Raw genomic sequence first — 14,179 nt, forward strand, 5'->3', positions numbered from 1 at the left:
CCAATATGAACCCAGACCCTTACGCTTGGATAGAGAAGTCCCTGGACACTGTTCGCCGGGCCGATTGGTATCGATCGCCACAATCGATCGAAAGTTCCCCTGGGCCTGTGGTAAAGTTAGCAGGCCACAGGCTGATTAACTTTGCCAGCAACGATTATCTGGGACTTGCCGGCGATGACAGGTTAATCCAAGCTGCTATGGCTGCAACTAAGGAATTTGGTACGGGTGCGACGGGTTCGAGGTTGGTCAGCGGACACCGCGATTTGCACCGACAGCTAGAACAAGCTATTGCTAATTTAAAACAAACTGAAGATGCTTTAGTATTCAGTTCGGGATATTTGGCGAATCTAGGGGCGATCGCATCCGTTGTCGGCAAGCGCGATTTGATATTATCTGACAAGTACAACCATTCGAGCCTGAAAAACGGAGCCACACTCAGCGGTGCAACTGCCCTAGAGTACAGTCACTGCAATCTTGAGGATTTAACGGCCAAGCTAGAGCAAAATCGCGCAAGATACCGCAAGTGTTTAATTATTACCGATAGCGTCTTTAGCATGGATGGGGACTTGTGTCCGCTACCGCAGTTGTTGGCTGTGGCCGAAACCTTTAACTGCATGGTATTAGTAGATGAAGCTCACGCTACAGGAGTTTTCGGTGCTAGCGGTGCCGGTGGTGCAGAACATTTCGGGTGTACGGGAACACCACTGATTCAAGTGGGGACACTCAGCAAAGCTTTGGGAAGTTTAGGTGGTTACGTTGCGGGCTCTGCTGCTTTAATTGATTTTCTGCGTAATCGAGCTGCGAGTTGGATTTATACTACGGCATTGACGCCTGCTGACGCGGCGGCTGCTTTGGAAGCTGTGAGGATTGTACAGCAAGAACCAGAACGCCGAGTTCGGTTGCGACAAAATATCGAAACTTTCAAATATTGCGCGATTACCAATCACCAATTACCAATTAGCAATTGCCTCTCCCCAATTTTCAGTCTTCCGTTAAAAGATGCAGCCTCCGCTTTAACAGTCGGCAGCAAACTCAAGGAGATGGGTATTTTTGCTCCCGCCATTCGGCCTCCGACTGTAAGTGTGAGTCGAATTCGGATTTCGCTGATGGCAACTCACGAGCTCGCACACCTTCAGCAGTTGGTAGAGGCGCTGCTGCAAGTTTTGAGTTTTGAGTAAATGTAGGGTGCGTACCGCGCACCGCTTGACTAAATGTAAATGTTGGGCATCGGGCATCGGGCATCGGGCATCGGGCATCGGGCATCGGGCATCGGCCTAATGACTACTGACTAATGACTAATGACTTCTGATTGTCCAGATATCGCTATTGACTTATGGTCAAGAGTATACAGTATTTTGGTCGATCGGTCAACAACTGTAAATTTTTTGTAAATTTAGATACTTTTTGGAATTTAGCGCTATATTAGAGAAGTAGCAGGTACACCAAATTTTATATAAGGAACGTCCACCATGAACACAAATCGTCAAAACGTAAAAAAAGTAGCAGAAACCCACCGCGCTAACATTCACAAGCAACTGATGCACCGCATAGAGGTAGCGAGATCCAGTGGCAATCAAGATTTGGTTCGGGTGCTTGAAGAGGAAATGAGACAGCTTTAAAAAAGTTGCAACTATAATTTGCCCGTAGTTTGGTTTAGAGGGTTGTGCGAGAAATGCAGAATTCCGGCAACCGCTACCTGTGAAGTTTTGACTCCTCTCTTAGTTGGTAGGAAAAACCCCGGTTTCTTGAAGAAACCGGGGTTTTTTATTGAGAAGGAAGAAGAAAGAAGGAAGAGGGAACAATCCTGGACGCCCAAACTTTATCTGTAGAGTGCGCCTCGCCCCCCAGAGACTCTACAAATAGCGCAGTCAACCATTTTTTGCCTTAGTTATTAAGTCAGAAGGAAGAGGGAAGAAAAGACAACAGGAGTTATACTGCATTCCTTGTATTTTTATCTGTAGTAAACTGTGCCGAGGCGCGCCCTACTAATAACTACAGGACTTACCCCACTCGCACATGGTGAGGGCGCACCCTCACCCATCACTTGAACCAGTCCGGATCGATCGCAAGTTGACAGTCGCGACTAAAGACCAAACTCAATAATCGCACGAATGACGTACACTCATGTGTGTGCTATTCGTTAGAAAATTGAGCAATTTCTTAGGGAACTCAAGCAATTAACCGGGAGAGAATCTTGCCAGTCCCTTCAAGCTATAATTCAAACAAATCATATTGCTTGCCATGAACTTGTGTGGGGTAGGCGCTCAAAAGTTGAGCGGATAAAAGAGGTCAAATAATATATCAAATTAAACACGGGATTCTATCAAATCATTGAAGTGAGCAACTAAAAATTCCCGATGTGCTGATGTTTATTGTCTAATTTTAGGGTGCTGGTACACAGATATGTGGCAGTTGCGTAAGTCCTGGTAATATTGAAGACGGATTGAGATAGATTTTCATGGTTGACTGGGAAAGGCAGCTTTGCCACAATTTAAGACAAAAATGCTTAACGGAAAAAAGTTAAAAGCTATAAAGCTGAACATCAGGGTGGCGACAGTAAAATCCCCAAAATAATAGATAAAACTGATGGCGACAGACATCCGACACCAGCCGGAAAACGGCTACCACTCAGAACCAACTCAGCCTTACCCAAGAGACAATCTCAATAGGCGATCGCTCATGCGCCTGCCCCGAAGCCTGAGTGCCGTCGAAACATCGGGCTTTGGCCTCACCGGTCACGCCAATTGGTTTACCATCGCCACAGCGATCCAAGCAGCGATTGGGCCTAGCGCCATCTTTATCTGGTTGCCCGGTATCATCATGGGTATGATGCTGAACCTACAGGTAAAACGCATCGGTGAGTATTTCCCAGACATGGCTGGGGGAACGCCCAACTATACCGCCCGAATGCTGAAAAATTATCCGGGTCTGGGAAGTTATGCAGCGATCGGCTACTTTTTAAGCTGGGTATCAACACTGCCAATTTCTGCGATCGTACTGACACAGCTCATCAAAGTCAACCTCAATAGTTTAGGTTTTAGCTGTCCTGAAACTTTACTAAATATTACCTTCACGCTCCTACCCTTCATTTTGACCTTCAGTGGCACTCGCGCCTTAAGTATTCTGCTCGCCTTTTTCGTGTTACCGACAGTCGGCGTACTATCCGTTTTTTCGATTCACGGTCTATTGTGGTTAGCTTTTTCGTCAAACAGTCCCGGCTTTTTCCCCACCATTTGGCCGGAATTCACCTTTATTGACTGGGCTAAATGGTTTTACTTTGCTACCTACATTTTCTACTGCTGTGACTCCGCCGCCAGTTTCGTAGCGGATAGCCGCAACCCTACTAAAACGCTGCAGTTTCTCAAAATTTCCGCACTGGCGATGCTGCCTGTTATTTTGGGAGGTGCTTGGGTACTGATGCGCTTGGCTACGGCTCCCGATCTGAAAGATGACGTATTCTTGAATGTATTAGCTGCCTGTCAGGTATTATGGGGGCCCTGGGTTCCCACCCTCGTCACCTTTCTGGTCGTCGCAAGCTGTCTTCTGAGTTGCGCGACAATTGTTTCCAACTGCCCCCGGATGCTGTACCAACTTGCGGTAGATGGGCATATTTCGCCAACATTCGCAGTTGTATCCCGACGGGGTGTATTTGGATTTGGCCTTGTCTTTGTTCTGGTTCTGAGTTTAATCTGTCTAGCTTGGGGAAATGTACCTCGGCTTGTGGCGATTACTAATGTTGGCTTAGTTGTCTGCCTAATGATGTTCCATCTCTCACTGTGGCTGCGGCGGGATCAGCCAGAAGTTCGGTGGCCTGGGTGGTCGCTGGGCTTTTTCGTAGTAGATGCGGTGGTTCTAGTCGTGGGAGGCTTAGCTTGGGGCTGGCAAGACTTTATCATTGGGTTGTTTTTTCCCCTTGCCGTTTTAGCAGTGGATGCAGGGATAAGTCGCATTGCTTTTGCCCCCTTCCATCCGTCGTGGTGGATTCGGCTTTACCGCAACAGAAGCAAGAGCAAAATGCCAGATTTTGTGGCGTTTCAGGTTGTAATTTTGATCTTGCTGATTGTGAGCGCCGTCGCTGTCGGCTGGATTTTTGGCTTCAAATTATATGCTAACTCTACTGTTGGCTTGAATTTATTCGTAGTGCTATTGGTGACAGTTGCTTTTATTGGGGTGGCAGTTGCCTGTTGGACGAGCTTACCCCAGGTCGTCTCAATGGAAGAGGCACGAGAGGGAGCAGAACAGCTCTTTACCATTGCCCTAGATGGTATTGTAGTGCTGGATGAAAATGGTGTCATTCGTCAGACAAATCCCGCTGCTGAAAGCGTCTTCGGCATAGATTCTACTGGGCTAATTGGGTCTTACCTGAACAAATTATTGCCACGATTAGGGGATCAGCCAGAGCAGTGGCTCAGTCGCAGTGAACAGACTTTCAACTTCTCCGATGGTAGTTCGCGCATTCTGGAAGTTGCCATCTCCGATCGATTCTCTCAAGACGCTTCCCTTTCCAATCAGGATCTGCAACAATATGTGGCGATCGTCCGCGATATCACCGATCGCAAGCAAGCCCAGGAAGCCCTGCAAAAAGCTAATGAGGAACTAGAAATCAAAGTCGAGGAGCGTACATCTGAACTCACCCATACTGTGGAGCAATTGCAGAATGAAATTGAAGAGCGCCAGCGGATCGAAGAAAATCTCAGAGCTATGCAAAATCAGATTATCGTGCAAGAAAAACTCGCTTCTCTGGGCAGTTTAACAGCAGGAATTGCCCACGAAATCAGAAACCCATTAAACTTTGTTAACAATTTCTCAGAAGTTTCTGCTGAATTAACCGAAGAACTGTTTGAAGAACTGGTCACTCAAGGAGAACGATTAGAACCGGAAACTAATGAATATATTGCAGAGATATTAACCGATCTCAAAGAAAATCTTAAAAAAATTAATCAACACGGTCAAAGAGCCGACAAAATCGTTGGCAATATGCTTTTGCATTCGAGAGGACAAAGTGGCCATTGGGAAGCTATGGATATAAATAGTTTATTAGTCGAATATATCAATCTAGCCTATCACGGGATACGAGCCAAAGAAGATGCTTTTAACATTACCATAAAAACGGACTATGACAATGACATTGGCGACGTAGCTGTCGTGCCACAAGACATAGGTAGAGTTTTTCTTAACATTATTAGTAATGCTTGTTATGCACTTTATAAAAAGAAACAAGAAATAGGGGAAAGATTTTCACCGCTACTTGACGTGAAAACTCGAAATCTCGACGATCGGATTGAAATCCGCATTCGCGATAATGGCCCAGGTATAAAGCCAGAGATACTCGATAAAATTTTCAATCCCTTTTTCACTACAAAGCCAGCGGGGGAAGGTACTGGTCTAGGTCTATCTATCAGTCACGATATTATCATTCAGCAACATCGCGGAGAACTAAAAGTCGAAACAGAAGTAGGAAATTACACAGAGTTTATAATCACCTTGCCGCGAAAAATAGCCGAAGTTAAGGAGCTACCAAAATGAAAGTAATGGTTGTAGACGACGAAGAAGATATTCAGTGCTTGTTTAAACAAAAATTTAGAAAAGAAATCAAAGCAGGGCAAATTGAATTTCATTTTGCACTCTCGGCAAAGACTGCGTTAGAATATTTAGAAAGCCCCACCCAAAAAGCCTCTCTTATCTTAATTGTGTCGGATATTAATATGCCCGGAATGACGGGGCTAGAACTGCTCCGAATTACCAAAGAAAAGTTTCCCGAGCTAAAATTTTTTATGATTACCGCTTATGGAGATGAGACAAATTACCAAGTCGCAATAGATTATGGAGCTGATGACTATATTACTAAACCTGTTAATTTTGAGATTCTGAAAAATAAAATAATCAATTTGGAGTATATTCACAATGCAACATAATTGGTAATTGCTACTTTTCTCAACATCCTCTCTTATTTATTCCTTCTACTAGCAACGGAGAGCCTAATATGCCCGCAAAAATTCTTTTTGTAGATGACGAGCCAGATTTAGAATGTTTAATTGCCCAAAAATTTAGAAAAAAGATACGCGCAGGAGAATACCAAGTTTTTTTTGCACATAATGGCGTAGAAGCGCTTTCAAAGTTGCAAGAGGAGCCAGATATAGATATTGTACTGACCGACATTAATATGCCAGTCATGGATGGTATGGCTTTGCTAGCGAAACTTAACGAGCTAGTTACTCTGGTCAAAACAGTAGTTATATCTGCTTATGGCGACTTGGGGAATATTAGAAAGGCAATGAATGGTGGGGCCTTTGATTTTTTGACTAAGCCTATAGATTTTCAGGATTTAGAAATTACTATTAACAAAACATTGCAGCACGTGCAAGAACAAAAAGAAAACGAACGCTCGCGCCAAGAAAGAGAGGACAAATTGCGGCAATCGGAAGTGCGAGAGCGAGAAAAAGCTATCCAACTAGAACTCGCAATGCAAAATTTACAGCGCACCCAAGCTCAGCTTATTCAGACTGAAAAAATGTCTAGCTTAGGACAGTTAGTTGCTGGTGTTGCCCACGAAATTAATAATCCCGTTAATTTTATCTATGGCAATTTAACTTATGTCAATGAGTATACTCAGCATTTATTGGGTTTAATTAACCTTTACGAGCAGCACGATGCCCATAATCACCCTGAAATCGCAGCTTTAATTAAAAACATAGAGCTAGAATTTATCAGAGAAGATCTGCCTAAAATGCTATCTTCGATGAAAGTAGGGGCTGAACGTATCCGTCAGATTGTGCTGACGTTGCGGAACTTCTCGCGCCTTGACGAAGCTGAGATGAAACCCGTTAATATTCACGATGGCATCGACAGCAGTATAGTCATATTGCAGAGTCGCCTCAAGCCTAAGCCTGATTGTCCACCTATTCAAATTATTCAAGAATACGGAGATTTGCCAAAAGTAGAATGTTATGTCGGTCAGTTGAATCAGGTATTTATGAATTTGCTGAGCAATGCAATTGATGCTTTGAATCAGTATGATAAAAAACGCAGCCCGGAGCAAATTAAAAACGACCCAAGTACGATTACGATTCGTACTGCTATGCTGAATCAGGATTGGGTAAGAATCAGTGTTAAAGACAATGGGCTGGGGATAACAAGCGAGGTAAGATCCAATCTATTTAGTCCTTTTTTCACAACTAAACCTGTTGGTCAAGGCACTGGTTTGGGATTATCTATTAGCTATCAGATTGTGGTGGAGAAGCACGGCGGAGATTTGAAGTGTTTATCACAGTCAGAGCGGGGTGCAGAATTTGTGATTGAGATTCCCATTAGGCAGAGCGAGCGGGTAGAGATGAAGGCAAGTTATATCGATTCCGGTTGCACCGGAATCATTGTTGACTGTTGACTGTTGACTGTTGACTGTGAGTCAAAAAAATGAAAATTGCCCGAATTATTTGTTGGCAGCTTGATTCGACTTTACGCCCGACTCCCGAAGCGTGGATTTGATATCATTCCGTCCTCCGCCGGGATTGATATTAAGGGGAATAAAATTGGCTACAAGAACGCGAAATCAGTAAAAGTCAAGCTTATTTGTTGTGCTAATTGATGTGCGGAAATTTACACCTTTGGTAACGGTAGCCTCCGGCATCGCACTCAGCGCGAGTGAAAGTCAATAGTAAATTTTGAGTCGGTTGTCAACTTGTTAGTACCCCGGAATGGTTAAGGTGAGGGCGCGATCGCACCCTCACCTTAACCAGTGTCGTAAGTCTTGAACTAATAACTAATGACTAATGACTAATGACTAATGACTAATGATTACCTTCCTCCTACTACAACATTTTTAATCCGCAGATGGGGGCCGCCGACGCTTACGGGTAAACCACTCTGGCCGCCTTTACCGCAACCGCCGTAGGCATAAACCGAGTCGTTTCCTATAGACTCAATATCCTTTAACGTCTGAAATACATTGCCGCTTAAAGTGACATCGCTCACCGGTTCGGCTAATTTGCCGTCGCGAATCATGAACCCTTGAGCCGCCGCAAAGGTAAACATTTCGCCGTTGGTTTGTCCTCCCAACATCCGCACTGCATACACTCCTTCGTCAATGTCGGCAACCATTTCGTCAAAAGAATGTTCGCCAGACTCGATCGCAGTATTAGTCATCCGCACCAAAGGCATAAAAGTAGCACTTAAGGCCCGGGCATTTCCCGTCGGACTTTCGCCCATTTTGCCCGCAGTCTCGCGATTGTGCATCCGAGCGGCTAAAACTCCATTTTTAATTAAATGCTTGCACTGAGCGGGCACGCCTTCGTCGTCGTATTTCAAAGTTCCGGGTAATCCCGGCACAGTTGCGTCGTCAATTACATTCAATTGTTCGATCGCCACAGGCTTGCCCAAAGTCAACAATTCCTGCATTTTCGGGTTTTCGTAAATGCCGTCTGCTTCCGACAAATGCCCGAAAGCTTCGTGAATAAAAACCCCCGACAAATAGGGGTCTAAAATCACCGGATACTGACCGCCTTTGACCGATTTTGCCTCTAGTTGGCCCACTGCTCGAACGGCCGCACTCTTAACACGATCTTCAATATTTGTCAAGACATCGTAATCCGATCGCGAGTGAATCGACTCAAACCCTTGGCGGACGACACCGCCCTCGCCACGGGCGATCGCTCCGAAACGCCCGGTCACGTCCAAGCGCTCTTGAGCGATGCAAGTACCTTGAGAATTCACAAAATAAGTAATCCCAAATCTGTCGCTGTAACCTGCCATTGTCGTCTGAATTCGCGGGTCATAATCTAACAGCAACTGATTGTAAGATTCGAGCAATTTCCGCTTTTCGGCTAGAGTAATAGATCGCGGGTCGCGGCCCAATTCCACCGCTACATAATCTTGAATCGGGGTGACATCTGCTAGTAGAGTTTTTTCGCTGCCAACCAAACGAGACTGGACTACAGCTTCTTCAATGCGGTCTTTTAACTCATCTAAACCGTTAAAAGTTACAAAACTCCAGCCACCTTTGTGACAGGCGCGGATGCCGCCGGCGAGACTAAAACTGCGGTTGACAGCATCTAACTGAGGGCCGCGAAAACTAATCGCAGTTGACTCGCTTTGTTCGAGGCGAACTTCTAGATAATCTACGCGATCGCGGTAAGGTGCGATCGCTTCCATCAACTGTTCTTGCATCAAATTGCCCCTATGATAGATTCGGCGTAGCGCTGAAAAAAATTATTGCTAACCCTATTTTAGCTAATAACTCCCGTCTTTCGGGTGCGCGTTCCCCCACCGCTGTGGTGCGGGAGCATGGCGCGCCTTACCCGATCGAGGGCGAGTCAATCGATTTTAGATTTTAGATTTTAGATTTTAGATTGAGCCGTCCTGAGCCTGCGAAGCAATGAATCCGGGGGCTTATGACGACATTACTTTCGGTCAGTCGATTGGAGATTTAAAACTTTTTCCATAGAATTGAGGATTAGAAGCTTGCCGATCGCCGACGTTCGGCGGGCGTCCTAAAACAAAACAAACTCGCGCCCGCTTGCGAAAAGCCCGGTATGCCGAAAATCTTGCATTTGCCTAGAGAAATCAAACTAAACTAAATCTATCTAAAGACGTAAAAAAATACCTTAACCCCCGACAGATGGAATCCTTTAAGGTTAAAAAATTCCAAATTTCACCGTATTTAGCAGCAATTTCGGCATCAATAGCAATTTTGGTCGGAGTTGGCATTTTAGATCGCTCAGAACAGCGGCGGTTTTTTCACTACAACCGCGCTAGCACCCTCGATCGCCTCAGCACAGTCCGTTCTAAGCTGGAAGGCTCTTTGAATTCCCGCCTGTATTTGATGCGGGGCTTGGGGGCTTACCTTTCCAACAACCCAAACATCACCGAAGCCGAGTTTACAGCGACGGCGAGAATTCTGGTGGCACAGCAACCGGGCATTCGCGCCATAACTTTAGTTAAAGGCACGACGGTGGCTTACATTTATCCACGGGAGGGAAATGAAGGGGTGATCGGGGTTGACTTGACGACGCTACCCGAACAGCGGCAAATGGTCAAAGAGGTCATCCGAACCAGAAAAACTTTGCTTGCCGGGCCCGTGAAATTATTGGAGGGGGACGAGACGTTCATCAGCCGATCGCCCATTTTTCTCACACCCTCCGCTGCCGAGCCTGAAACAGGAGTTTACTGGGGCTTGACAGGCCTGATTATCGACAAAAATACCCTCATTGAGGAAGCAGGACTCAACGACTCCTCAGCGAAGCTACAATACGCTCTGCGGGGCAAAGACGGTTCGGGAGCATCCGGCCCTTTGTTTTTCGGTGACGGGTCAATTTTTGAGCAGAATCCGGTGCTGCTGGAAGTGACTTTGCCCAACGGTTCCTGGCAGTTGGCCGCAATTCCGGCGGGGGGATGGCGTGCGAATTCGCCGTTTCGGGGGTGGCTGCTCTTTGGAGGCGGCTTGCTGGCTGTTTTCACCGGGGTGGCGGTTTTTAGCTGGGTGTATGGCCGTGCGAAACTGCGTTCCAGCGAAGCTAAGTATCGGCAATTAGTTGAGAATTCTAACAGCATGATTGTGCAGTTAGACAGTGAAGGGAAGATTACTTTTTTTAACGAGTGCGCTGAAACTTTTTTCGGATATTCAGAAGCAGAAATCATTGGCAAAAGTGCGATCGGCACAATTATACCGAAAACAGATTTATTTGAAAGTGACCTCGCGACAAAGATTCGATACTGTTTGGCACAGCCACAAAAATACTTCCAAAACGAAAATGAAAACATCCGCAGCAATGGAGAAAGGGTGTGGATAGCGTGGACAAATAAACCTTTATTAGATGCGAAGGGAAATGTGGCCGGGTTGCTTTGTATCGGGACGGATATTAGCGAGCGCAAACAAGCTGAAATCGCCCTGCAAGCTTCTGAATCGGAACTTCGAGCTTTGTTCGCTGCCATGAACGACGTAATTTTCGAGCTCGATATTGAGGGACGGTTCCTGAAAGTTGCCCCGACAAATCCCCAATTATTGTACAAGGAGACGGCGGAATTTGCAGGTAAAAAAATTAACGATTTATTCGCTCCAGAAAAGGGAGAATTTTTTCTGGAGCAAATTCGCACCAGTCTCGCTACAAATCAAACCTGTACTTTTGAATATAACCTGGAAATTGCCAGCGTACAAAAGTGGTTTGCCGCTACCATTTCGCCACTGAAAGAAAAAACTGCTCTGTGGGTAGCCCGCGACATTACAGAGCGCAAGCAAGCTGAAAATTGGTTAACCGGTCAGAAACAAATTTTAGAAATGATTGCTAAGGGCGCTCCTCTGGGCGATACTTTAAATACCTTAGTTGAAATTATCGAGCAGCAATCTAGAGATGTCATCGGTTCAATATTGCTTCTAGCTCCAGATGGCGAACATTTACTGCACGGAGCCGCGCCCAGTTTGCCCGACAGTTACAATGCTGCTATTCATGGCAGAGACATCGGCCCGGATGTAGCCTCCTGCGGCACTGCTGCCTTTACCGGCCAACAAGTGATCGTTACAGATATTGCCAGCGATCCTTTGTGGGAAAATTATCGAGATTTAGCCTTAAGTTTTGGACTGAGAGCTTGCTTGTCTACTCCTATTTTATCATCTCAGGGTCAAGTTTTGGGAACTTTTGGAATGTATTATTCCCAACCGTGCCAACCCCCAATTGTCGATCTGCAATTGATAGAAGCGTCGATGAATTTAGCAGGAATTGCGATCGAACGCAACCAGGCAGAAGAAAGTCTCAAACAGCTCAATCAAGAACTAGAAAATAGAGTCCAACAGAGAACTGCTCAATTGAGGCAAACTGAAGAACGCTGGCAGTTAGCACTCAAAGGTAACAATGACGGCATTTGGGACTGGAACTTGCAAACAGGGGAACTTTTTGTGTCCGATCGCTTTAAGGAAATCACTGGTTACGAAGATAGTGACATTAGCGATTATAATAACACATGGAATACGAGTTTACATCCCGATGATTTAGAGATGTCTCAGGAACTTCTTCAAGAACACTTGGAGAGAAAAACGCCGCATTACATCACCGAATACCGATTGTGGTGCTACAACAGCGCTTACAAATGGATATTGAGTCGGGGGCAAGCTTTGTGGGACGCATCTGGAAAAGCAGTCCGCATGGTTGGTTCAATTACTGACATTACGGAGCGCAAACAAGCAGAGGAAGCACTGCGGGAAAGCGAGGCAAGATTCCAAAAGCTGTCGGGTAATGTGCCGGGAGTAATTTATCAATTTTTGTTGTGTCCCGATGGCTCTTTCAGTTTTCCTTACATAAGTGCTGCTTGCCGAGAAATTTTTGAGTTAGAACCAGAAGATGTTCTGAAAAATGCGGCTTTGGTAACAGATTTAATTCATCCAGAATACCGCCAAAATCATGATGAATCTGTTGCTATTTCTGCCCAGAGTTTGCAACCTTGGCAGTGGGAAGGACGGATGGTGCTGCCTTCCGGCAACATTCGTTGGTTTCAGATAAATTTGCGTCCTGAAGCTAAGGACAACGGCGATATTCTTTGGGACGGCATCGCCGTTGATGTTACAGATCGCAAACAAGCTGAATTAGCTTTGCAAGAAAGCCAGCAGTTTATTCAAAAAGTAGCCGATGCTACTCCCGGTATTTTGTATCTTTACGACTTGGAAGAACAGCGAAATATCTACGCTAATACTTCACTGCTGGGGCTTTTGGGCTATACCCGCGACGACATTACAGCGATGGATTTTTCACTGATGCCTCAGTTAATACACCCCGAAGATTTGCCGAAAATTGTCAAACATCACGCCAGCTTTGTAGGAGTTGAAGATGGCGAAATTTGGGAAATTGACTACCGAATGCTGGCAGCAAATGGTCAATTTTTGTGGCTGCAAAGTCGGGATACTATTTTTAGCAGGAATCCTGACGGTCAGGCTAAGGTAATAATTGGATTTTGTCAGGATATTACGACTCGCAAGCAAGCAGAGGAAGCACTGCGACAAAGCGAGGCGCGAGAAAGAGAAAAAGCGCGAGATTTAGAGTCAGCGCTGCGGTCATTGCGCTCTACTCAAACTCAGCTCATCCAAACTGAAAAAATGTCTTCTTTGGGGCAATTAGTTGCTGGAATTGCTCACGAGATTAATAATCCAGTTAACTTCATTCACGCTAACATTGATTATCTCAACCAGTATACTACACAGTTGCTCGATCTGGTGACTCTTTACGAACAGGAGTATCCCGATCCTAATTCAAAAATTCTCGATCGCATAGAAGAGATTGATTTGGATTTCATGGCTGAGGATTTAAGAAAAGTTATGGGTTCGATGCAGGTAGGAAGCGAGCGCATCCGGCAAATTGTATTGTCCCTCAGAAATTTCTCGCGACTGGACGAATCGGCAATGAAGCCGGTGGATATTCACGCGGGAATTGAAAGCACTTTGTTAATTTTGCAGCACCGCTTGAAGAGTAGGGACTGTCGCCCGGAAATTGAAGTAATTAAGGAGTTTGGAAAACTGCCACTGGTGGAGTGCTATGCCAGTCAACTGAATCAGGTGTTTATGAATATTATTGCTAATGCAATTGATGCTATTGAAGAACGATATCAAAAGTTATCCGTTCGGGAAGCAGATACGAGTGGCCGGATTACTATTTGCACTGGCGTAACGCCCCAGAACACTGTGATAGTAGAAATTTTGGACAACGGTATGGGCATTCCCGATGAAATACTCGCTCAAATTTTTAACCCGTTTTTTACTACGAAAGCTGTGGGGAAAGGTACGGGGTTGGGAATGTCTATCGCGCACTCGATTGTGGTGGAAAAGCACAAGGGCAAGATTGACTGTATTTCGTCCATAGGATGTGGAACGACTTTTAAGATTGAGATTGCGATCGACCAAGTGTATAAATAGTAAGCTGTTCTGCATTTAAATTGTATATTTCGATTCCTGATTAAAAATCCTCAAATCCTCTCCCCCCATCCCCCCATCCCCCCATCCCCATCGAACCCTCTCCCTCTCTAATACCATAGGCAATCTAGATGCAACACAGCTTAGGGTGCGCCAGTCGATTTTAAATTTTAGTTGAGATTTGAGATTTGAGATTTTAAATTGACTCCGCAGTGGTAGGGATCGCGAATTAAATAACTTACAATTTTAATTGTTATTGTGGGATGAGCGTCCCGCCCGTCCAAAAAGGACGGG

General features: G+C 45.4%; 7 protein-coding genes. 6 read left to right on the top strand and 1 reads right to left on the bottom strand.

What is annotated here, in order from left to right; translation table 11 throughout:
- The first annotated feature begins 5 nt into the window (after positions 1-5).
- The 5 genes from bioF (at position 6) to QUA16_RS23095 (ending at position 7,384) form a co-directional block, all read left to right on the top strand.
- Entirely contained in the window at positions 6-1,178 is a 1,173-nt protein-coding gene (bioF, locus tag QUA16_RS23075; RefSeq protein WP_333106080.1) for an 8-amino-7-oxononanoate synthase, read from the top strand.
- 291 nt (positions 1,179-1,469) lie between these two features.
- Positions 1,470-1,619 (top strand): arginine synthesis PII-interacting regulator PirA, encoded by a 150-nt coding sequence (gene pirA, locus QUA16_RS23080; RefSeq protein ID WP_172185012.1) that lies wholly within the window; start codon positions 1,470-1,472, stop codon positions 1,617-1,619.
- A 967-nt stretch (positions 1,620-2,586) separates the two neighbouring features.
- Positions 2,587-5,526 carry an ATP-binding protein gene (locus QUA16_RS23085; RefSeq protein ID WP_333106079.1) on the top strand — a complete coding sequence of 980 codons (2,940 nt, stop codon included), beginning with the start codon at positions 2,587-2,589 and terminating at the stop codon, positions 5,524-5,526.
- A complete protein-coding gene (locus QUA16_RS23090; protein WP_333181346.1) occupies positions 5,523-5,915 on the top strand; it encodes a response regulator in 393 nt (130 codons plus the stop codon). Before QUA16_RS23085 ends, QUA16_RS23090 begins: the two co-directional genes overlap by 4 nt.
- A 68-nt stretch (positions 5,916-5,983) precedes the next feature.
- Complete coding sequence (locus QUA16_RS23095) at positions 5,984-7,384, top strand: ATP-binding protein (RefSeq protein WP_333106076.1); 1,401 nt, start codon at positions 5,984-5,986, stop codon at positions 7,382-7,384.
- 410 nt (positions 7,385-7,794) lie between these two features.
- On the opposite strand, the gene QUA16_RS23100 is transcribed toward QUA16_RS23095, so the two are convergent.
- Positions 7,795-9,162 carry a TldD/PmbA family protein gene (locus QUA16_RS23100; protein WP_333106075.1) on the bottom strand — a complete coding sequence of 456 codons (1,368 nt, stop codon included), beginning with the start codon at positions 9,160-9,162 and terminating at the stop codon, positions 7,795-7,797.
- A gap of 451 nt (positions 9,163-9,613) precedes the next feature.
- Between QUA16_RS23100 and QUA16_RS23105 the strand changes: the two genes are divergently transcribed.
- Complete coding sequence (locus QUA16_RS23105; protein WP_333106074.1) at positions 9,614-13,888, top strand: PAS domain S-box protein; 4,275 nt, start codon at positions 9,614-9,616, stop codon at positions 13,886-13,888.
- The last annotated feature ends 291 nt before the right edge of the window (positions 13,889-14,179 follow it).

The organism is Microcoleus sp. S13_C3, from assembly GCF_036700905.1.
GTDB lineage: Bacteria > Cyanobacteriota > Cyanobacteriia > Cyanobacteriales > Microcoleaceae > Microcoleus.

Coding starts and splice junctions, on each gene's coding strand:
- QUA16_RS23085 (WP_333106079.1), top strand. CDS start 2,587: ATGGCGACAGACATCCGACACCAGCCGGAAAACGGCTACCACTCAGAA.
- bioF (WP_333106080.1), top strand. CDS start 6: ATGAACCCAGACCCTTACGCTTGGATAGAGAAGTCCCTGGACACTGTT.
- QUA16_RS23095 (WP_333106076.1), top strand. CDS start 5,984: ATGCCCGCAAAAATTCTTTTTGTAGATGACGAGCCAGATTTAGAATGT.
- pirA (WP_172185012.1), top strand. CDS start 1,470: ATGAACACAAATCGTCAAAACGTAAAAAAAGTAGCAGAAACCCACCGC.
- QUA16_RS23105 (WP_333106074.1), top strand. CDS start 9,614: ATGGAATCCTTTAAGGTTAAAAAATTCCAAATTTCACCGTATTTAGCA.
- QUA16_RS23100 (WP_333106075.1), bottom strand. CDS start 9,162: ATGCAAGAACAGTTGATGGAAGCGATCGCACCTTACCGCGATCGCGTA.
- QUA16_RS23090 (WP_333181346.1), top strand. CDS start 5,523: ATGAAAGTAATGGTTGTAGACGACGAAGAAGATATTCAGTGCTTGTTT.